Here is a 20,593-nt window from a genome sequence, read left to right as displayed (position 1 = left end):
GTCAGAATGAAATATGGATTGAGAGCACTCGTTATTGTCGCCTTAGTGGTTATGGCCGGATGTACTAGAATTAATACCTCCCCCGCTATACCCATTATTCCTAATAGCAAATGGGGTATGGCAATCTTTGCTAATAATACGGAAATTCCGCAGGCAGGTTATCGAGCAATGAGTATTACGGCCGGTGTCTTGCGTTCTAAAGGAGTGAGATCCTTAGCAATTTATCCTTCGACTGCGAATTGCAATAAATTAATTGTTTGTCCTAATTCCGTACCGCCTTTAAGTGCTGTGCTTAATTGGGCAAGAGCGAGACATTTAAATTATGTCATGATGGGTGCAGTCAACGAGTGGGATTACAAAGTAGGCCTAGACGGGGAGCCAACTGCGGGCGTTTCCTTACAACTGTATAACGTCGGTAACGGGGCACTCGTTTGGAGTTCTGTCGGCTCTAAAATAGGAACAAGCCGCTCTGGTTTAGCTGTTATAGCACAGAGTCTAATCAATGAAATGCTTTTATGTTTAAAAATATGCTGATATGGATAATAAATTATTTTTAAAAAAGTTGTGGACATGGAGACAATCTAACCTATGGATGTGGGGAGAGCCGGTTGTACTCACTCTCCTCGCCTTGGGTTTCTGTTATTTAATTCACCCGACTAACCCTCTCTTTGTTAGGGAAATTTTTCCTTGGCCCTGGCTAATTCCGGTTATTGTGGTTTTTCAGTATGGATTTGGTCCAGCACTACTCTCCGTTGCCCTTATTATTTTCGTGGCTGTTATCCAAAAAGATACGGGTATGTTCCCGATTAGAGATTTTCAATCTTACATACTGAGCGGTATGACTTTAATTTTAGTCTGTACCATAGTGAGTTCTTCTTGGATAAGACGAATATTAAATGCAGAAGTCCTGCAAACCTATAACGATGAGCGCTTAAAAAGTCTTTCTCGTTCTTATTATATGCTGCGGGTGTCTTCTGATTATCTAGAGCAAAATATTATTTCAAAACCGATGACCTTAAGGCTGGCTTTTAAGGAATTATTAAAATTAAATCTCAACGAGCATAATGAATTAACGCCAGAAGTAGCCTATTCTTTTTTACAACTTATTTCGCAATTCTGCCAAATAAATATAGGCGGAATTTATTTATATCAAGCTAAGCAGCTGAATAGTGAACCTTTTGCTGAAGTAGGACTAATCGGAAAATTAATAGAACAGGATCCGCTCATAAAAAAATGCCTGGATTCTGAGCAAGTTTGTTATGTAAGTATTAATCAAATAGAAGATACGAGCGATTGTGTTTACTTAGTTGCGGCCCCATTAATTAGCAATGATTACCGGTGCTTAGGGATCCTCGTAATTAAAGAAATGCCATTCTGGAATTTAAATGATGAGACATTGAGAATTCTCAATATCTTAGTTTATTATTTCAGCAAAGAAATAATTGTTTCTTCGGACATTAGTCATTTTTTGCATCAGTATCCTGAGTGCTCGGTTGATTTTGCTAGACAGCTGAATCGGCTCATCCCGCTAAAGAAAGATTTCGATGTTGATTCTGCGCTTGTCGCCGTCATGGTTTCGAAAAAATTGAGACCTCATAATGTGATTGAAAATTTAAAAAATCAACATCGGCTTTTAGATTCTAATTGGTCTTTAGAACAAGATGATTATGACGTGCTGATTACATTAATGCCTTTTACTGCTGCCGCTGGTATTCATGGATATATTACCCGAATTAAAAATTACCTCAATTTTGATTTGGGTTTATCGTTTGATAATGGGCAAATAAAAACGCGCTCGATTCAGCTTTATAATGATGAACCATTAACTGTTATGAATTATTTTTTAAATTTCATCAAGGAAAAAAATATTGACGAATCCAATTGATCAGATAGGGAGTTTATTATTTCAACCTTCACCGACAATTGCTGCGGTCATAGCTCTTTTTTTCGTTAATTTCTTAATTAGTGTTTTAGTCAGTTATGCGCTATTAAATTTCTTCAATTTAGATATCATTAAACGTCGTCGCGAATTTACTTATTTATTAATCAGCCTTGGTACATTTATCCCTTTATTGGGCAATCTTTTAATCATAGCGGGGATGTATCTGCTAAAAAAATATGGAAAAGATTTTCAGCCTGTTGAAATGAATGTCTATCCAACGCTTGAATACTCACGCAAGAATCCGGTCAAGATAGTCGCTTACGCGACAAGTTGGGCGGAGATTCGCTTGCATTCCCCAGTTTATTCTCCTGCTGAGCGTCATCAAGCACTTTCCAGTATCAGTCGTGGTTTACCCAGGGAAACGAATTTAATTTATAGTTCCCTGGTGTCTGATGATTTAGAAGAGCTGCGTATTTCCGCATTTTCGATGTTAGAAGCTCAACAAGATTATCTCCAGACAAAAATTAGTCAGCTAATAAAAAAATATGAGGAAACTCATGAGACTTATAAATCTGCCTTGATTGCTAAACAAATTGCCTTGTTATATTGGGAGCTTGTTTATCGTAATTTGTCTGAACAAGAATTCCGTTCTATTTTATTAAAGAGGGCTGAATTTTTCGCTAATGTGGCGATGGAAGCTTTGCCGGAAGATACTGCTTTATTAATTTTATTATCACGAATAAATATTGAAAATGGTAAATTAAGGGAAGGGCTTTATCATTTATCGGCAGCGGCAAAATTGCAAGCACCCAGCAGTAAGATAATACCTTATTTAGCAGAGCTAGCCTACAAAAGAAGAGACTATGGCGAGGTGAGGGAGTATTTATGTTCGGATATTGCATTTCGATACATTGTAAAAATTAATAAACTTGTTGAATTCTGGTGTAAAAAATGAATCCCTATTTCTTCAAAGAACAGTCTGCAGAGGTAGACATCGCCTTAATTTTAGAAGGCTCCTATCCGATGATTTATGGAGGGGTTTCTGCCTGGGTGCATCAAATTATTGAGAATTTTCCCCAATATAGTTTTGCGCTTATTTTTTTAGGTGGGGCACCTGAGCATTATAAGGACGGAATTCGCTATGAACTTCCAGATAATGTGCTTAATTTTCAAATTTTTTATTTATTTGACGAGGATGATCCAGCGCTAACTAAAACAAGTTTAACGAGTAATGAAGAAGCCTTCGCATTTTTTCAACAGATGCATGAGTCGTTTAAATGTCCGCATAGCAGTTTGAAAAAAATTGAAGACATCAGCTTAATGATGGAGGGACCCAATGGTGTGGATTACGGGCAATTTTTATATAGCGAATTGAGTTGGGAATATATCAAAGAACAATACACTAAGCAGTGTGAAGATGCTTCATTTATCGATTATTTCTGGACCATAAGAAATATTCATAAACCACTATGGAAATTTCTTTCGATTCTTAAAACTATGCCTAAAACAAAACTTGTGCATACCATTTCTACCGGTTATGCAGGTTTGCTTAGCTTTTTTATCCAAAGGCATTTTAATTATCCTGTCGTTCTTACAGAGCATGGTATTTATACTAAAGAACGTCAAATTGATATTTTTTTGAGTCAAATTATTCGTGATGATCCCGAGCGCTCATTAACTGAAACTAGCTATTTGCGCCATCTCTGGGATCGTTATTTTAAGACCTTAGCGGCTTTGACCTACCATGTCTCCGATCCGATAGTCAGTTTGTTTAACCATGCACATCAAATCCAGATCGATGAGGGTGCGGATGAAAAGAAAGCAATCGTTGTTCCTAATGGAATTAATATAGGGCGCTTTAAACCACTGAGGCGGCCTTTGGAAGATAAGCTGCCTATTATTTGTTTTATTGGCCGCGTTGTCCCAATTAAAGATATAAAAGGTTTTATCCGTGCAGTACCGACTATCCATAATGCAATACCAGAGTTAAAAGTGTGGATTATTGGTTCTACGGATCAAGATCCTGAATATGCCCAAGAGTGTATGGATTTAGTCGATAATACTTTATTAGGCGATATTGTTGAATTTATACCGCATCAGCAACTTGAGGATATTCTACCAAATGTGAAGCTAGTCATTTTAAGTGGTCTTAGGGAAAGTATGCCCCTGGTGCTTTTAGAAAGTTTTGGCGCAGGAATACCAGTGGTTGCTACGGATGTGGGCGCCTGCAAAGAAATGGTACTTGGCTCAGACGGAGAGGATGCCCAATTAGGACCAGCTGGGAAAATAGTTAAAGTTGCTGATACTCGAGGGTTAGAAACGGCGATTTTGGAAATTTTGAATAGCCCTAAACTATGGAATCAAATGAGTCAATCGGCCATTAAACGAGTAGAAAAATATTACGATGAACGATTGATGATTGAACGCTACCAGCAAATCTATAAAAAAGTGATGAGCTAGTCAGAGTAATCTGGAGGAAAGGCGAATGGCGGGAATTGGATTCTCATTACGTAAGATTTTAAATCACGAAACTATTGCCAGAACAGTTGCTGCTTATACTGTGGCAGGAATCATTGGCGGCGGACCGTGGCTCGCTTCAATTATATCTATATTAATTCTTGCCATTTTGGTGGCGTTTATACCTGGGAATCAGCAGGCAATTACGCAATTCCAAATTATTATTACCTATCTCATTGCAGGCAGTTTAATTTTTAGTGGTTCTGCTGGAAATAGTTTTTCACGCTATTGTTCGGATCAATTATTTTTAAACAAACCCGCTTATCTTGTTTCAAATTTAAATGGAATGATGCTGATTGTAACTTCAGCAGGCGGTTTACTGGCTTTTCTATTCGTTCTATTTTTCTTTCCACAACAAGATATTTGTTTTCGCTTTTTGCTTATGGGAAGTTTTATCGCTTTATCGAATATTTGGGTTGTGGTGACTCTTTTAACTGCTTTGAAAGATTATAAAATCATCCTCAAAGGTTTCGCTGGCAGTTATGCCGTCGTTGTTATCTTGGCTTATCTGTTACGCAATTATGGCTTAGATGGGTTTATGTTTGGTTTTATAATTGGTCAAGTCCTTTTATTATTTATTTTACTGCTAGCGATTTATAAAGAATTTCCAACAAATTCCATTATTGATTTTCATTTTTTAGAAAAAGATAGCATGTTTAAGATCCTCATTGTGAGTGGATTTTTCTTTAATTTAGCGATATGGATAGATAAGTTTATATTCTGGTTTAATCCGAGTACAAGTTACCCAGTTATTGGTATTTTCCGAGCGTCGTGGGTTTATGATATCCCCATGTTTCTTGCTTATTTATGTTTATTGCCGGGACTGGCTGTTTTTCTTTTGCTCGTTGAAACGGATTTTTCGGATTATTATAGTCGTTTCAATGAGTCGATACGGAATGGAAAATCCTTAGATTATATTAAAATTGCTGGTGATCAGATGATTAGCTATGCCTTTAATGTGATCAGTTCTATTGTAAAAATTCAAGCGCTAACTGTCATGCTGGTTTTTCTATTTGGTGAACGAATTCTGCAGTTACTGCACATCTCTGTTCTTTACTATAACCTGCTCTATATCGCCGTTATTGGTACAAGTTTGCAAGTTTTGATTCTAGCAATTAACGACATTTTATACTATATGGATAGGAGGGGAGATGTGTTTGTGCTCTCACTATTGTACTTTATTTTAAACCTAATTTTTACACCGATTTCGATCTATTTGGGGCCTTTTTATTACGGATTTGGTTTTACCTTTGCCCTAGCAATTGTATGTATATTGGGGATGTATTTTTTATCTGAGGAATTTAGTGATCTCGAATATAAAGCGATTATGCTGAGAGGGTGAGCTATGGTTACTTATTTAGTGACAGGAGGAGCCGGATTTATTGGTTCTCATCTCTGTGACGAACTCATTAAAACGTCTAAGGTTTATGTATTAGATAATCTATCCACTGGTTTTAGATCTAATCTTCCAAAAGGGGTCGAACTGATCGAGGGTGATATTTGTGATTACCCCCTAGTTGAAGCGCTTATGTCCAAAGTAGATGGCTGTTTTCATCTCGCAGCTATGGTATCTGTTCCTTTATGCAATGAGGATGTGGTGAAAGCCCATCATACTAATTTAACGGGGACACTCAATATTTTAAAAAGTGCCTATAAACTGTCTAATCCCAAGCCGGTTCCCGTTGTATTCGCCTCTTCTTGCGCTGTCTATGGGAATTGCCGCAGCTTACCCATCAAAGAAACTGACGAGATAATCCCTATTTCAATTTATGCTACTACAAAGTTAGCTTGTGAATATTACGGCCGCTTCATTAACGAATTGTATCAGCTCCCTTTTACTGCGTTGCGCCTATTTAATGTCTACGGACCTCGGCAAGTTCTAGATAGCAGTTATTCTGGTGTGATTTCTATCTTTTTAAATGCCTTGCTTCATGATCAACCCTGCGTTTTTTTTGGTAGCGGCAAGCAATCACGCGATTTTATTTTCGTCAAAGACGTGGTCCATTTTTTTATCAAAGCTATGCTGACTTCGGCGGATAAGCTGAGAATATACAATGTTTGTACGGGAAGAAGTACAGATATAAAGTCAATAGCCGTTTTGCTAAGCCAGATCCTGGGAAAAGAGTTAAAGGTCGATCATCAACCTCCTAAAATTGGTGACATTATGGACTCATTAGGTAATCCGCTTTTGGCAGAAGAGGAGTTGGCTATTAGCGCTCAGATACCTATAGAATTAGGATTAAGTAATTTAGTTTATGACCTAAAAGAAAATTTTTAGATAATCGAATTTTATTGAATTGCTTTGTAAATCAGTTCAGGCCGAGGTATCCCCACGACATTAAAAAGACTGTTTAATCCATTGATCGTTTTGTTATCCCATTCGCAAAAAAGACTGTTTAATCCATTGATCGTTTTGTTTATCCCGTTCGCACTGAGGAAGCGCGCAGCGCTGTCTCGAAGTGTCGTAAAAGAACCCTCCCTTTAAGAGCCTCAGTACATGCCTTCGAGAATCTCAAGCCTTCGAGAGGCACGCGATGCGTGCTCCTCAGGCTGAACGGGATAAAATGAATACAAATTTCTTAGATTCTCATTTCGTGGAGATACCTCAGCCCGAACTGAGCCCGAAGGATATAATTGAATATTAAGCCTGTGCTGTATTTTTAAACACTTCAATAACGGCTTTATTCCATTGCTCTGGCTGTTCTAAACTGGATAAATGTCCTGCATCTGCAATAACTACTAACTTACTATTTTTTGCTAAAGCGTTCATATTTGCGCTTTGTTGAGGAGAAGTGATTGTATCTTTATCACTAGTGATGATCAGTATCGGCAGGGTGGTGCTAGCCAGGACCTTAGAGAAATCACTCCGCATTGACATGCCACGCAAAGCGGATGCTAAGGCAAACGAAGTTTGATCTAATAAAATATTCTGCAAGAACGAGCGTATAGTCTCCGGCGCTTCAGCGGATAAGGCTTGGTTCATAAAATGATGAACAAACTGCTCTGTTCCATCAACAAGAACATTAGTGGCCAGCGTCCTATCGATTTTTTTTACCTCCTCGGGATCGGCAATTGCTTGAGTATTGGACAAGATTAAGCCTTTAACTCGGTCAGGGTATTTCGCTAAAAAAGCAAGCGCAACATAACCACCCATTGAAGTTCCGCCAATAATTGCTTTCTTAATGGATAGCTGATCAAGCAACTCCGCCACTTCATCCGCATATTCATTCATCGGCACCGCTAAGCCTGTAGTTCCTTCAGAATAGCCAAAGCCCCACAAATCTAAACTAATGACGCGAAAATATTGTTTCAACCCCTGGTGCTGCGGCAGCCATAAGTTTTTATCCGTGGCGAAATCATGGAGCAGAACCAGTGGCTCTCCTTTACCAAAATCAGAGTAGGAAATGTATTTAGTATAAGGGGATGAAAGGGCGAAAGTATTAGGAATACTCAGAAAGTAAATATTTATACAAAATAGAAAAAACATAAAACTTGTTAAGTTGCTGTGAAAAATGGTTTTTTTATTCTTCTTCAATTTTATTAACCTTTAATCCTGCATACGCTGATTATTGCATTGGCCAGTCTTAGTTTAAAGTAGCAAGCAGTATCATTTTAACTAACTTCACAATGAAACTGCAGTTCGATGCGTATAATCCAGGTATTTGGTTTATGCATTGTCATATTATTTATCATGAGAAGGCCGGAATGGATACGATAATTAACTATCGCAATTACCCGGAACCTGATTTTTATAAAAAACTGATTATTACTGGTGTTGAGAGTGGCAGTTAATCTTTTTTAATCATAATACCCTCTATAGCGGTTGGAGTTGCGTTCACCCTTTATAGAGGGTAAAATTAATTTACCCCCTGTAAAGGGTAAATATTGATCTACCCTCTATAGAGGGTAAAATTCCGCTAGAGGATCATATGCTGACACACTCACCCAGAGAATTAGCGTTATTTGTTATAAACCAACGCAAGAAGCTTAAATTAAGTCAAGCAAAAGTGGGTAAGCTTGTGGGAATAAAACAACAAACCATCTCAGAATTTGAGCTTAGACCGGAAAGTACAAAATTGGATACCTTATTTCGTATCTTGTCGGCTCTCAATTTGGATCTTAAGCTGGAGCCTAAAGGTGGAGAAGAGTATTCTAATTGGAAGGAAGAATGGTGATTGAAAGGACGCGAAATCGCATTCTCAATGTGTTAATGAATGGGATTCTCATCGGCAAGCTTGAAAAAACGACCAAAGGCGCCTTGATATTTTCCTACGATCATCAATGGCTCAATACAGCTGCCGCCCGTCCTATTTCCTTATCTTTACCCTTGGTAGAACAGCCTTTTATTGGGGATCTGGTTTATAATTTTTTCGATAACCTACTGCCTGATAATCCCCAAATTCGTGCACGTATTCAGGCTAAATTTCATATCGAAACAGGTCAACCCTTCGATTTATTAGCCAGTATTGGTAGAGATTGTGTGGGGGCGATTCAGCTTATCGATGGAGATATCCCAACGTTTAAAAAAGAAATAAATTTTGAACCGTTAAATGAAAAAGAAATGGCAAGTATTTTACGTAGCTATCAAACCAACCCTTTAGGAATGACTGATTCTTCGGAAGAATTTCGAATTTCAATCGCTGGAGCACAGGAGAAGTCTGCATTTTTATTGCATGAGGATCAATGGTGTCGGCCAATGGGTGAGACGCCGACAAGCCACATTTTTAAGCTGCCGATTGGTTATATCCAACATCAACAAATCGATTTGAGTGCCAGTTGTGAAAATGAGTGGCTGTGTGCACAAATTGCAGCAGCATTTGGCCTTCCTGTTGCCAAATGCCATATTTTGTATTTTGAAAACCTTAAAGTACTTGCGGTAGAAAGATTTGACCGCAAAATGGCTCGAGATAACTCATGGTTAATGCGCTTGCCCCAGGAGGATCTATGCCAAGCCCTCGGCATTTCGCCGAATTTAAAATATCAATCCGATGGTGGGCCAGGGATTAAGGAAACTATGCGCTTATTGCTGGGATCAGCAACCCCAGGTTTAGATCGTGATTTATTTTATCGAGCACAAGTTTTATTTTGGTTATTAGCAGCTATCGATGGTCATGCCAAAAATTTCAGCGTATTTATTGAGCCTGAAGGAAAATATCGGTTGACGCCATTGTACGACATCATGTCAGCCTATCCTTTAATAGAAAAAAAACAATTACATCCTCGTAAAATTAAAATGGCGATGGCATTAAGAGAAAAAAATAATCACTATCATTGGCATACCATGCAGCGTCGACATTTTTTGGAAACGGCGAAAGCAGTGAATTATTCTCTAGAGAAAGCGGAAATGATTCTCGATGAGATGTTGGGAAAAATTGATAAAGTAATCTCTGAGGTCGGAGAAAAAATACCTCGTGATTTTCCTAATGAGATTTCTCATCCTATTTTTGCAGGCTTAGGTTTGGCAAAGCAGAGGTTCGGTTCGTAGTCGCCTATCCCTGCTTTCGCAGGGATGATAAGGTTGGCTTAATCGTTTATTGAGAAATAAAATGGTGTTGTGCAACAAAATTACGATCTTAAGGCCATCACCCTTGGGGCAACCGAGGCGGGTTCTGCAACGGCATAAAATAAGGTGCCTTGATAAAAATCGATTAAGTCTTTCTTAGTCAGTTTGTCACCACAAACGGTTTTCAAATTATTGAAAGCTAAAATTTGCAGTTGCTTTAGAGCAAATTGTCCTATTTTACTCGGACCGGCTACAGGATGTTTTTTTTCTATTTCATCAGCAAAAGCTAAAATATCTTCTTCCTCAAGCTCATCGCGACCCATCATAATTTGATCAATGAGACGTCTTACTAATCTATCATGTGCCGCAGCATTTTTTAATTTAGCTCTATCCTCATTAAAGGCTCCAGTGTGAAACATAGGATGTTGTAAGTTATGAACGCTCTCAATAGGTGGTTTTAGAGATTGAGTACCCATTATACCGCCGCCCATGACAAGACAACTCATAGCAAAAGAAGAGAATCGATCAAATCCCAAATCCATAAATCCTCGCACGACATTAAAAAATTCCAATTTTTTAGTATTTTTGGGATCAAAAAAACTAACATGGCGCATTAAACCTGTCCGAGTTAATAGTTTTTCTTTGACGTATTCTTGAAGGGCTTCACGATATTCTTCAGGGTAACGTTGTGCTTGGCTTTCCATATATCTGGATAAGGCTTCCGTAGATTTCATATTTTCTAATGCTGCATGGAAGGCTTTGGGTATAAAGGGATATTTGGGTTTTTCGGAAGAGGCTTTTTCTTCTGAATCATCGGGTAGGGAACTGTTAGAAAAGAATTTCATATGCTTATTCCTTTAATGATAAATTTTAAGGTCTTAATCACGGCTCTTTGCATTGGCCGAAATCTAAATGTAACATAAATATATTTTTTGATCAAAAAGGGGGCTTCGTGCTGTTGAGATTTTTGTCATTCAGAAAGGTTTTGCAAATTTGCAAATTGAAGATGAGCCAATTCAGCAAAATAACCAGGTTCATTGACTAAATGCTTAAAATTACCGTCTTGGATAATTAGTCCATCTTGAATCACTAATATACGGTCCGCACTGCGTAAGGTTGAAAGGCGGTGGGCGATCACTAATTGGGTGATCTTTAGTTTGGATAAATAATCTTGAATTTTAAATTGGCTTTGACTATCCAATGCACTGGTTGCTTCATCGAGGAAAAGCATTTTAGGTTTTTTCACTAAGGCGCGCGCTAAGACAATGCGCTGCATTTCCCCGCCGGATAAGGATTGCATTCCTTCATTAATGAAAGTATCCATTTCCATCGGGAGGCTTGAGATCATCTGTTCCAAACCTAATTGATAAACAATGTCCCAGGCATCATTTCGTGTCAGTTGTTTATCATTGCCAATGATATTCTCTAAAATGGTCCCCGGGGTCAGTACGCTTTTTTGGGTGACTACGCCGATTTGTTGACGTAAGGCGGATAAGTTAATCATTTCCATATTCACATCATCATAGAAAATCTGGCCGTCTAATTGTTTCTCTAAACCGAGCAAAATGCGAAAAAGCGTCGATTTACCGCAGCCTGAACTGCCAGTAATGCCAATAACTTCTCCAGGGGTTACGGTTAAATTGATATTTTTATACACTAGTGGTTGATTTTCATCATAACGAAAAGATAAGTTTTTGATTTGAATTTTTCCCTCAAGTGTTACATGAGTTCCACCGCGTTGACGAGGTTCAACATCCGCTTGGAAAATCACCAGTGATTGTTCAAATAAAGGAATAATAAGAAGAATTGAAGTAATAAAAGTTGTAATAGTAATTAAAGCAGAAAAAAACTGCGAATAGGCGGCATTAAACGCTATAAAAGTACCAAGAGGTAATTGATTTTTTTGTGTAAAATAAATGCAGAATAGAATTAAGGTCATCACCATCAGTAAGGCCCCATGAATAATATGTAAATAAATGCCCACTTTTTCAGCCTTAAATTTTGCAATAAGTAGGCTGGAAAAATAATCAGACCAGATATTAAATGCACGAAATTCACTTGCTGAAACTTTAAATTTAATAATTCCACTGATGACTTGGAAAACAAAGCCAGATTGTTTGACAATATATTTATAGACATTTCGTTGATGAATTAAAAAGCGTTGACTAAGAGAGAGAATCAATACGGCAATGACAATAAAACTAAGTAAAGCCAAAAACGCGAGTGTAAGACTGTAATAACACATCAACCCAAAAGAGACGAGAGATATAATTAGGCTAAAAATGGATGCGATAGATGACTGAGTAAGCATTTCTTGAATAGCAGAAACAACACTAGCGCGATAGGCAATATCGCCCGCATTAAATTGCCGGAAAAATTTAGGGGTTAATTTTAATAGTCGATCCCAGATTGCAGGTTCTAGTTTCATCTGAATTTTAAAGCGTAGATGTAACATCATAATCGTCTGATTCACAGAAAGAAAGAAAAAAATAATGGTGTTCATAATGAGTGATACACCCAATATCATCATCTGATTTGACTCTACAAATTGCGTAAAATTATTAAAGAAATAACTCATGAAAATGGGTAGACTCATCAATATGAGACTTAAAAATAATTGTAAATATAAAACAGATCGAAAATCAGAAAATAATCGTTCGAATGAAAATTTTAAGATGTCGAAAAGCTTTTTAACTTTGTCAGGAAGAGGCTTGGTAAAGGAGTAAGCGTACTTACCAATAGTAGCTAATTGTTTTTGTGAAAGTGCTAATTTTTCAAGGGGCGTTGATTGCTCGTAACCTCCATTTTTTTTAGGTGATAAAACACAGGGTGATCCATCGATAAGAGCAAGGATAACTCCATGGTCTTTTTCCCACCATTTATCTTCCAGAGTAATTTTTTGGATGCGAATTCCTGAATAGCTAGTGATTTTATCCATTGTATCATCGATATTATCATCTAAGTCACCGCTAGGAAGTTCAAGGGTAATACCTAATAAATCGGCCATATGCAAACAAGAATCGAGTAATAGTTTTTTCTTATCTAATGAAACAAATCGCGCAGAGTCATTATCTCCTAAGACTTGCTGGATTTTTAATAAACCGGGAGCAATTTTTTCATACTCCTTGTTGTTCATAATAAATAATCCTTTTCTATAAATTGTCTATATCTTCCATCTAATTGAATTAATTCTTCATGAGTTCCCCGCTCGAGGATTGACCCCTCTTCAATGACGATAATTTCATTACAATGCTTAATAGCACTTAAGCGATGTGCAACAATAAGAAAGCTGCAATTAATTTGACTTAAATTTTTATAGATTTGAGCTTCGGTTACTGAGTCTAGCGCCGAGGTTGCTTCATCAAGGAGAATTAATTGTGGTTTTTTTATTAAGGCGCGAGCAATTTCAATACGCTGGGCTTGTCCAAGGCTTATATTAGAGCCGCCTTCAAGAATGCGATAATCTAAACCGCCTTTCATTGCTACGACATCGTAAATACAGGCAGTTTTAAGTGCGTCAACGATCGTATGATCATCCACAGAACGGTCCCACATGGTGAGATTGTCTCGAATTGTTCCTTCAAAAAGAAAGATATTTTGGTCGACATAAGAAACTAGATTAAATAATTCATCGGAGGAATAATTTTTTATATTTTTACCATTAAAATAAATATCTCCAAACCAAGGAGCATACAGTCCTGTAATTAAATTAAATAAAGAGGATTTTCCCCCGCCAGACATACCTGTTATAGCAATCGTATTGCCTTTCTTTAGCGCAATATTAATATCAGCTAAGATTGGCGCTTCTAATTTACAATAACCGAAATACAGGTCCTTAATATCCACTAAATTAGTTGATTCTATTTGATCAATCTCATTGCTCTCTTGGCGAGTTTTGTACTGTAGAACATCATTCACCCGCAGTAAATCACCTTTCAATTCGTTGATTTTCAAAAAACTTTCGACAATACTGACGACAGGTCCTGAATAAAGAAGTAATAAAGTATAAATTGCGATAACTCCTCCGACCGTCATCGTGCCTTGCATGACAAAATGGGCGCCTAGAATAATGAGCAAAACTAAATTTAAAAAATACAATACATTGGGAAGTAAAGAGATTAGGGCACTATAAAGATCAATTTTTTGTTGTGAATCAATTAACTTTGATTTATAGCTTAACCAACGCAAGAAAAATCGATTTTCGCCATTCATAAATTTCAGCGCTTCCATCATCTGCACACCACTGTATTCGATGCTGTGCATCTTGGCCTGATCTTGAGAAAATCGTCGGCCCAAATCTATGATTAGTCGTTTAGTAATAATAATCGCAGCAAAATTGAGTATCGTAATAAAAATGGTGATTAACCCGATGGTTTTATTAATTAATAGAATAATTAAGGTATAAATGATTATACTTAAGCTATTCATAATTCCTTCCGAAAAACCTTCAGTAATTTTCGCGGAAATTTCATCAAAAATATAAAGTCGGTTAGAAATATCTCCGGTGGCTCTTTGTATGTAGAAGGACATTGGTAAATGCAGAAGCTTATTAAAAAAATCAGGAATTTTTTTAATTGAAAATCGTATTTTATAAAGTACTAAATAATATTGCTGAACCCAGAGAAGGAAGATCATACAGGCAATGGTAAAAGCCATGCTCAGTGCAAAGCCAAGCATCCAATGTTCTTGATTTTTAATAATAATATTATCTACAAAAAACTCAATAAACAAAGCAAGAGAAGCTTGGGGAATTGAAAGTAGAGCAGAGGCAAATAACAGATAGCTAAGCTCAATAAAATCGCCTTTAAGATAATCACGAAGTAAACCGAAAACTGATTTTTCTTTCTTCCCGCTCGGTTTAAATTCTTCGCCCGGTCTAATGCTTAAAACAACTCCCGTATACCCCTTATTAAACTCATCAAGCGTGATAACTCGCGGTCCTGTTGCCGGATCATTAATATAAACTTTAGATTTTATAATGCCTTCAATGACAATAAAATGCTCAAATTTCCAAAATACGATGAAGGGTGTTGGCATGTAACCCAAAGAATCAATATCTTTAATACGTTTGCCTTCGGCGTTCATTCCTAAATTGCGCGCAGCTTTAATAATATTAATTGCTTTGGAACCGTCGCGCGTTACACCACAGGCCTCGCGTGCAGTTTCTGAAGAAATATGTAAGCCATAATAAGCAAGAATAATGGAGAGGCAGACTGCACCACATTCCATCACATCCATTTGCAAAATACTAGGCGTCTTCACTCGTTTATGGTGAACCTCTAATAAGCCTTGATCAAAATCGAATTTAACCATTTTTGCCTATCATCCAGTTTTTTGCCGATTCGACTACAGGAATTATAATGTCTAAGGGATGTTGTTTTTTGACAACAATGCCTACATTGGCTACAGAACCAATTGAGATTTTTTCTTTGGGACCATTTGAGGTAGTCCACAAATATCCACTGGTTGTATTAGGGGAATGAGTCAGGGCAATTTTTGCTTTAAAAACCGGGCCACTCTGAATAAATTTTTCAACTAAGCGTTGATTTTCTAGGGTGCTTTCGATGCTTTGCGGATCGATAGGTAATTCGCTGATATAAGTTACTGTGCCTACAATCCCACCAAATTCCAAGGTATTGACATGTTTGGGGAAAACTTTTGCCGGCATGCCAACTTTGATTTTTTTACCCTCGTCAGCATTAAAAAAGGCAACGACTTCCAAGTCATTGCTATAGGTAATAATATTAGTTAAGGTTTGTTTCTCGGGTAAAAAATCGCCTTCTTTGACATAGTTGGTAGAAATCACTCCATCTACTGGACTAGTAACGCTTTCCGTTAAATGGAGATTTTCCACGAGCTTGCGCAGGTTAAATTCAGATTGAGCAACCTTTTCCTGTTGTTCCCTTAATTTGGTGTTCCAGGTTTCGATATAGTCATTTTTATTTTGATTCAGTTCAACGAGAGTATTCAGATTTTTACTGATTTGTTCTTTCGCATCATAATAGGCAACTTGCATATCATTTAATTCCAGACGGGATAAAATCCCTTTTTTAAAAGCGCCTTCCTGAATTTTGAGTAGGGCTTCAAGATGATCTTTTTTCTCTTTTAAGTTGGCATTAATAGTTTGAGCATAGTTAATTGATTCTTGAATTCGTTTTAAGCGTGTATCAATTTCCTTTTTCGCAGTGCTGTTCAGCGTATTTAATTTAGTTTTTTCTTGCGCTATAAATTTTCGCAGTTCTTTTGCTTCAGCAGCCATATTGGGATTAATTAAAGTAGCTATGACTTGGCCTTGCCTAACTTTCATGCCCGGAGTAACGAGAATAGCTTTAACATAGCCGCCAGAAATAGGGGACATTACGTTGAGAATCGCTGCATTTTTTGCAAGAACGATGCCTTGACCTTGAACTATGGTTGTAATGCGCCCAAAGATTAGCCAAAGTACGCAGGCAGAAAAGATAATTAAAAAAATAATTAAATAGATCCAAGCTTTCGGTGTGATGATACGAATCGCATGTTGAAATTCATCACGCTCCTGGGCTGCTTCAACCGCCTCCTTGCGATAGAGTTCTGGGTCTTTCATTGTATTTTCTCGTACATAATCCGAATACGAGAGGCCAAAATAGGTAAGAGTTGTAGGCCAATTTCGGGGTAGGCATGTATTTGAGTTGTAAAATCCCATTCCGAAATAAAAATACATTCGACTTCATCGATAGCACGTACAGAAGCTGTTGTTTTTAACTTATCAATGACTGATATTTCGCCAATAATCTCACCGACATCAAGGGTTGTGATGGGTAATTCTTTATTGTCATGCAAGGTTTTAAAAACTTGAACCTGCCCTTTGCGCAAAATGAATATACCGACGGGATTATCACCCTCGCTAATAATGATGTCGTTTGGGGCATAATTGCGGAAAGTTGCAAGATTGACCAAGGGCCATAATGCATTTTTATTTAGCATGCTAAAAAAATCCAGTTTTTTTAGGAAACCATAGATTTCAAGATTTTCAGCGATAGTTTTTTCCATAAACCTATCTCCCTCCAGACCTGTCATTGAAAATTTATGTCGCTATTCACAACTGATATTTAAAAGAATAATGCATATTTTAGGCCATTTCGCTACGACTTCGATAGTTATCCCTTTGTGAGGAATAGAGACTTTAATAACAGTGTATTTGATAGTAAACGCAAGAAAAAATTAATTTTTGCAGGCAATAATAGTTTGAACTAAACTTAAAAATATTTGAGAATAATTTTGTTAGTTTTAAAATTAAAAAATGAGCCATTCACGGATGAATCATCGTGCATTTATTTTAGGATTTATAAATTCTTTCTTGCTGCGAGGATTTAAACCATGAACCGCAAACAAATTATTGAAAATTTAGTATCTCAGTTTGAAGAAAAAATTACGAATCTATCAGGGCATAAATTAAAAGGATTAGAATCTGGAAAACTAGAGATAAATCTGATACGACCTGTAAGTAAAGAGACCGGGGGTTCTGGTATCAGAGGAGCGCGTCGCGCAACTTAAATAAAAGGAGCAAGGGAATTGTCGAAAAGAAGGCTATAATGATACCCTTAAAAAATCAGCTCTAGAGCTGATTTTTTTGATTAAATTTAAGGTGTAAATGATTAATTAAGTTCTTTTTTAAGACTAACTTTGCATATAATATTGGATGAACTACACTTAATATGACTAACTTTTTCTTTTGAGGTTAGTTAAATAATTGCTTGGAATTCTAAGCGATTTTAATTTATGGTGTCTCAATTTTAAGGGACAACAAGGAATATACCGCTTTTGAAGGAAGATTGTCTATAAATTTGAGATAGGTTAACTCCGATTCTGAAATTGGAGAAAGCTGGCGGTAAGCTAGATATTATCGGAAGTTCATAATGTAGTCATTCAGGATTAGACTGAACTGCTTATATGATTGATTTTAGTGATTCTCAAATTACTAAAATGTATAAGGATCAAGCTATGAACCGTAAACAATTTATTAAAAATTTGGTGTCTCAATTTGAAGAGCAAATTAGCAACTTACCGGATAACAAATTGGAAGAATTAGGGTCTGGCAAATTAGAGATAAGTTTAACGCAAGCAGTAGGGCATGAAGCAGGAGGAGCATTAGTATCAGCTGCTGCAGCAAAAAGCTCACTGGGTAGTGCAGTAACCGCATCAGCAGCCCCAACTACAAGCACAGTTAGAACGGATTCTTTAAGGCGCCGTTAAGTCAATTCCCCTGACTAATTATTAGTTAGGGGGAATGAGATCTGAAGGTTTTAATGGTTTATACAATCAGCTGTTTCAGCTGATTTTTTTTGTACTACAATTAATTTGAAGCTACCAATAGAGAGAATTCATGACTGAATTACTCAATTTGTTTGTCGTAATCATCGCATTTGGGGTAGTTTTATGGTTAATTAACGCATTTATTCCAATGCCTGGTGCAATAAAAAGCTTACTTAATTTATTGGTTCTCATTGTACTAATTATTTATATTTTGCAATTTTTCGGTTTAGTACATAATATCTTACCAACCCTAAGGTTAATTCATTAAATTTTCATTTTCTTATAAATAGGGAAAGGCAAATAGCGAATTAGCCCCATAATAAACCGCCAAAAAAAAGGGTGATAAATGAGCCTTTTCCTCGCGAAAGAAGCTCGCCAACAGGCTTTAGCGCAAGCTTTGGGAGGGGAGGCATAGAAAATCCCCGGGAGGCCGAAAGTTTGTACAGTATCAATAAAACCCAGTCTTGCTATTGTGATCTGAAAATTATTGCCTTTGGATTGCTGTAAACCTTCCAAATAAATTTCAATAGCCGCTTTTGAGCCGCCATAGAGGCTATTTTTAGCTCGTCCCCGGCAGGCAGCAACCGAACTTAAAAAAATCAGACGAGATTGAGTCTGTTGTTTCGCTTGATAAGCATGGATAAATTGAACGGTAGAGAGAACATTCACACGCAGGAGTTCATCGATACTTTCTTGATTAAGTGCATCATTTTCCAGAATTGAACTATAAGCAATAAAGAGATCAATGTCTTGCTGATGTTGCATAATCTGCAGTATCTCACTCAAATCACCCGCAAAATCAGTGAAGATAAAATCACATTGCACCTGATAACGCAGCCGAATATCAGCTGCGATAATAGCTAGTTGTTCTCTATTGCGAGCAACTAAAATCAAAGAATTGCCTGCCTGGGCGGCTAAATGAGCAAACTCCTCAGCAATAATTGAAGTTGCCCCAAGAATAACCCAAGTTCTCTTACTCATCGAGTGATACCCAATCGTTGGCTTAAATCAGAACGCATTCCGCTGTTATATCGCTTAAGAACCTGAGAAAAGGAAGCCTGTTGCGGATATTGTTTGGCAAATTGCTCTGCTGTAAGGAGTAAATCTTTTGCTAAATAAACTTTGCCCTTCGCTTCGCTAATCCATTCATTCATTGCTGAGATTGCTCGATGAGCTTGCTGATTATTAATGAAGTCGACTGCTAGGGTATAGCCGGGTTGGGCAAAGGATAAAAGACCCAAGCCGGGTTTGCGAAAATATTTCAGTACAGCAAGCGTTGGCGTTGCTTGATAAGAACGAATGATTTCCAATAGTGATGTCAATGCGGTTAGGGCGAGTTCCTCAGGAACAAGCGCCTGAAATTGTAAAAGTCCTTTTTTACCATATAAACGATTCCAATGTGAAATAGAATCAAGTGGATTATTAAATTGAGGAAGCGCCAATGTACGTTCTTTAGTTGTATGTTTTTGGAAATAATGACGATTAAACTGCTTCATCAGCCATGAATTAACAAGACGAACAGGTAATTTAGGAATCGTATGACAATAACGTTGGGCAGGCATAGAAGTTGGCTCACAATGATTCGCGAGAGATAGTAAAGCGCGTGGTTTGTTCAGTAGGTCTAGCCATGCAACTTGATAATCGAAGTGACAGCCTGTCTTTTTCATCTGCTCTAATAAAGGAGCAAATTCATTATATTTTTCATAGTGAACTTTCACAAAATGCGATGCTTTGCGCATTTGGATAGCCGCTTGTTTGATAATACCTGTTAGGCCAAGTCCTGCGATAGTTGCATAAAATAATTCAGAATGCGTTTTTCGATCGCAGCGAAGCGATTGTTCCCCCAGTTGTAGTTCAATCCATTGCACATGTTCGCCAAAACTTCCTGCATGATGATTATTTTTACCATGCACATCGTTAGCAATGCCCCCCGCGATAGTCGCCCGCAAAGTGCCTGGAATAACCGGTGGTATGTAATGGGGACTTACGAGAAAGAGATCAGCAAAACTGACGCTGCCTTGGCAAACTAAAAGTCCTGATTGCTCATTAAAATGCAAAAGATGGTTTAGACGAGAAGTGTCCACAATCACACCTTGATGATTCAGACAACAATCCCCATAACTTGAACCATGGCCTCGCGCAAGCAATCCTTGCCCTGGGGAATGAGAGAAAAGCGCTGCAAGCTCTTCCTCCTTATCTGGACGAAAACAATCAGAGCTAGTTTGTCTTGAATTGCTAAAATTAGAAAATTGCTTATTTTTACTGAGCATGTCACATTATCTAAAACGAATTAATTTAAGTTTGGCATGCGCAGAAGGATATGACAACTTATCTGACCTTATTGTGCTCCCCAACTGAGTAATCAACTGGTTTCGTCCTTATCCCGTTGCTTTGTCATA

At 37.5% G+C, this 20,593-nt stretch carries 20 protein-coding genes; 12 read left to right on the top strand and 8 right to left on the bottom strand.

Going from position 1 to position 20,593, the window contains the following annotated elements:
* Positions 1–6 precede the first annotated feature (6 nt).
* The 6 genes from Lnau_RS00980 to Lnau_RS00955 are packed head-to-tail and all read left to right on the top strand — an operon-like array spanning position 7 to position 6,677.
* Complete coding sequence (locus tag Lnau_RS00980) at positions 7–534, top strand: hypothetical protein (protein ID WP_058503282.1); 528 nt, start codon at positions 7–9, stop codon at positions 532–534.
* A gap of 1 nt (position 535) precedes the next feature.
* On the top strand, positions 536–1,885 hold the full coding sequence (locus tag Lnau_RS00975) for a PelD GGDEF domain-containing protein (protein ID WP_083503739.1): 1,350 nt from the start codon (positions 536–538) through the stop codon (positions 1,883–1,885).
* Positions 1,869–2,837, top strand: a complete 969-nt coding sequence (locus Lnau_RS00970; protein ID WP_058503280.1) for a tetratricopeptide repeat protein — start codon at positions 1,869–1,871, stop codon at positions 2,835–2,837. Before Lnau_RS00975 ends, Lnau_RS00970 begins: the two co-directional genes overlap by 17 nt.
* The gene (gene pelF, locus Lnau_RS00965) at positions 2,834–4,342 is read left to right on the top strand and encodes a GT4 family glycosyltransferase PelF (protein WP_058503279.1); all 1,509 of its coding nucleotides are present in this window, start codon (positions 2,834–2,836) and stop codon (positions 4,340–4,342) included. The genes Lnau_RS00970 and pelF overlap by 4 nt, the downstream gene beginning before the upstream one ends.
* Positions 4,343–4,367: 25 nt before the next feature.
* Complete coding sequence (pelG, locus tag Lnau_RS00960) at positions 4,368–5,741, top strand: exopolysaccharide Pel transporter PelG (protein WP_058503278.1); 1,374 nt, start codon at positions 4,368–4,370, stop codon at positions 5,739–5,741.
* A 3-nt stretch (positions 5,742–5,744) separates the two neighbouring features.
* Positions 5,745–6,677, top strand: a complete 933-nt coding sequence (locus Lnau_RS00955; RefSeq protein WP_058503277.1) for an NAD-dependent epimerase/dehydratase family protein — start codon at positions 5,745–5,747, stop codon at positions 6,675–6,677.
* A gap of 363 nt (positions 6,678–7,040) precedes the next feature.
* Here the strand turns inward: Lnau_RS00955 and Lnau_RS00950 are convergent, their stop codons facing one another.
* Positions 7,041–7,934 (bottom strand): alpha/beta fold hydrolase, encoded by an 894-nt coding sequence (locus Lnau_RS00950; protein WP_058503276.1) that lies wholly within the window; start codon positions 7,932–7,934, stop codon positions 7,041–7,043.
* A gap of 92 nt (positions 7,935–8,026) precedes the next feature.
* On the opposite strand from Lnau_RS00950, the gene Lnau_RS16030 reads away from it, so the two are divergent.
* The 3 genes from Lnau_RS16030 (at position 8,027) to Lnau_RS00940 (ending at position 9,884) form a co-directional block, all read left to right on the top strand.
* On the top strand, positions 8,027–8,191 hold the full coding sequence (locus Lnau_RS16030) for a multicopper oxidase domain-containing protein (protein WP_083503738.1): 165 nt from the start codon (positions 8,027–8,029) through the stop codon (positions 8,189–8,191).
* A 137-nt stretch (positions 8,192–8,328) separates the two neighbouring features.
* On the top strand, positions 8,329–8,574 hold the full coding sequence (locus Lnau_RS00945) for a helix-turn-helix domain-containing protein (protein ID WP_058503275.1): 246 nt from the start codon (positions 8,329–8,331) through the stop codon (positions 8,572–8,574).
* Positions 8,568–9,884: a type II toxin-antitoxin system HipA family toxin gene (locus tag Lnau_RS00940; protein WP_058503274.1), complete on the top strand. Its 1,317-nt coding sequence runs from the start codon at positions 8,568–8,570 to the stop codon at positions 9,882–9,884. Before Lnau_RS00945 ends, Lnau_RS00940 begins: the two co-directional genes overlap by 7 nt.
* A gap of 80 nt (positions 9,885–9,964) precedes the next feature.
* Here the strand turns inward: Lnau_RS00940 and Lnau_RS00935 are convergent, their stop codons facing one another.
* The 5 genes from Lnau_RS00935 to Lnau_RS00915 form a co-directional block, all read right to left on the bottom strand.
* Entirely contained in the window at positions 9,965–10,747 is a 783-nt protein-coding gene (locus Lnau_RS00935) for a caleosin family protein (RefSeq protein WP_058503273.1), read from the bottom strand.
* A 125-nt stretch (positions 10,748–10,872) separates the two neighbouring features.
* Positions 10,873–13,038: an ATP-binding cassette domain-containing protein gene (locus Lnau_RS00930; RefSeq protein WP_058503272.1), complete on the bottom strand. Its 2,166-nt coding sequence runs from the start codon at positions 13,036–13,038 to the stop codon at positions 10,873–10,875.
* Positions 13,035–15,215: a cysteine peptidase family C39 domain-containing protein gene (locus Lnau_RS00925; protein WP_058503271.1), complete on the bottom strand. Its 2,181-nt coding sequence runs from the start codon at positions 15,213–15,215 to the stop codon at positions 13,035–13,037. The genes Lnau_RS00930 and Lnau_RS00925 overlap by 4 nt, the downstream gene beginning before the upstream one ends.
* Positions 15,208–16,485, bottom strand: a complete 1,278-nt coding sequence (locus Lnau_RS00920; protein WP_083503737.1) for an NHLP bacteriocin system secretion protein — start codon at positions 16,483–16,485, stop codon at positions 15,208–15,210. Before Lnau_RS00920 ends, Lnau_RS00925 begins: the two co-directional genes overlap by 8 nt.
* Positions 16,482–16,931, bottom strand: a complete 450-nt coding sequence (locus tag Lnau_RS00915; RefSeq protein WP_058503270.1) for a Crp/Fnr family transcriptional regulator — start codon at positions 16,929–16,931, stop codon at positions 16,482–16,484. Before Lnau_RS00915 ends, Lnau_RS00920 begins: the two co-directional genes overlap by 4 nt.
* A 327-nt stretch (positions 16,932–17,258) precedes the next feature.
* Between Lnau_RS00915 and Lnau_RS16570 the strand changes: the two genes are divergently transcribed.
* The 3 genes from Lnau_RS16570 (at position 17,259) to Lnau_RS00905 (ending at position 18,462) form a co-directional block, all read left to right on the top strand.
* Complete coding sequence (locus Lnau_RS16570) at positions 17,259–17,435, top strand: hypothetical protein (protein WP_165482919.1); 177 nt, start codon at positions 17,259–17,261, stop codon at positions 17,433–17,435.
* A 447-nt stretch (positions 17,436–17,882) separates the two neighbouring features.
* Positions 17,883–18,134: a hypothetical protein gene (locus tag Lnau_RS00910; RefSeq protein WP_133134833.1), complete on the top strand. Its 252-nt coding sequence runs from the start codon at positions 17,883–17,885 to the stop codon at positions 18,132–18,134.
* A gap of 130 nt (positions 18,135–18,264) precedes the next feature.
* On the top strand, positions 18,265–18,462 hold the full coding sequence (locus tag Lnau_RS00905; RefSeq protein WP_058503268.1) for a Thivi_2564 family membrane protein: 198 nt from the start codon (positions 18,265–18,267) through the stop codon (positions 18,460–18,462).
* Here Lnau_RS00905 and Lnau_RS00900 read toward each other — a convergent pair.
* The gene (locus Lnau_RS00900; protein WP_058503267.1) at positions 18,459–19,175 is read right to left on the bottom strand and encodes an SDR family NAD(P)-dependent oxidoreductase; all 717 of its coding nucleotides are present in this window, start codon (positions 19,173–19,175) and stop codon (positions 18,459–18,461) included. The genes Lnau_RS00905 and Lnau_RS00900 overlap by 4 nt on opposite strands.
* The gene (locus Lnau_RS00895) at positions 19,172–20,464 is read right to left on the bottom strand and encodes an FAD-binding oxidoreductase (protein WP_058503266.1); all 1,293 of its coding nucleotides are present in this window, start codon (positions 20,462–20,464) and stop codon (positions 19,172–19,174) included. The genes Lnau_RS00900 and Lnau_RS00895 overlap by 4 nt, the downstream gene beginning before the upstream one ends.
* Positions 20,465–20,593: the final 129 nt, after the last annotated feature.

Source organism: Legionella nautarum (assembly GCF_001467895.1).
Taxonomy (GTDB): domain Bacteria; phylum Pseudomonadota; class Gammaproteobacteria; order Legionellales; family Legionellaceae; genus Tatlockia; species Tatlockia nautarum.
Note: the sequence above shows the minus strand (reverse complement) of the source record. Positions and strands in the feature narration are given on the sequence as shown.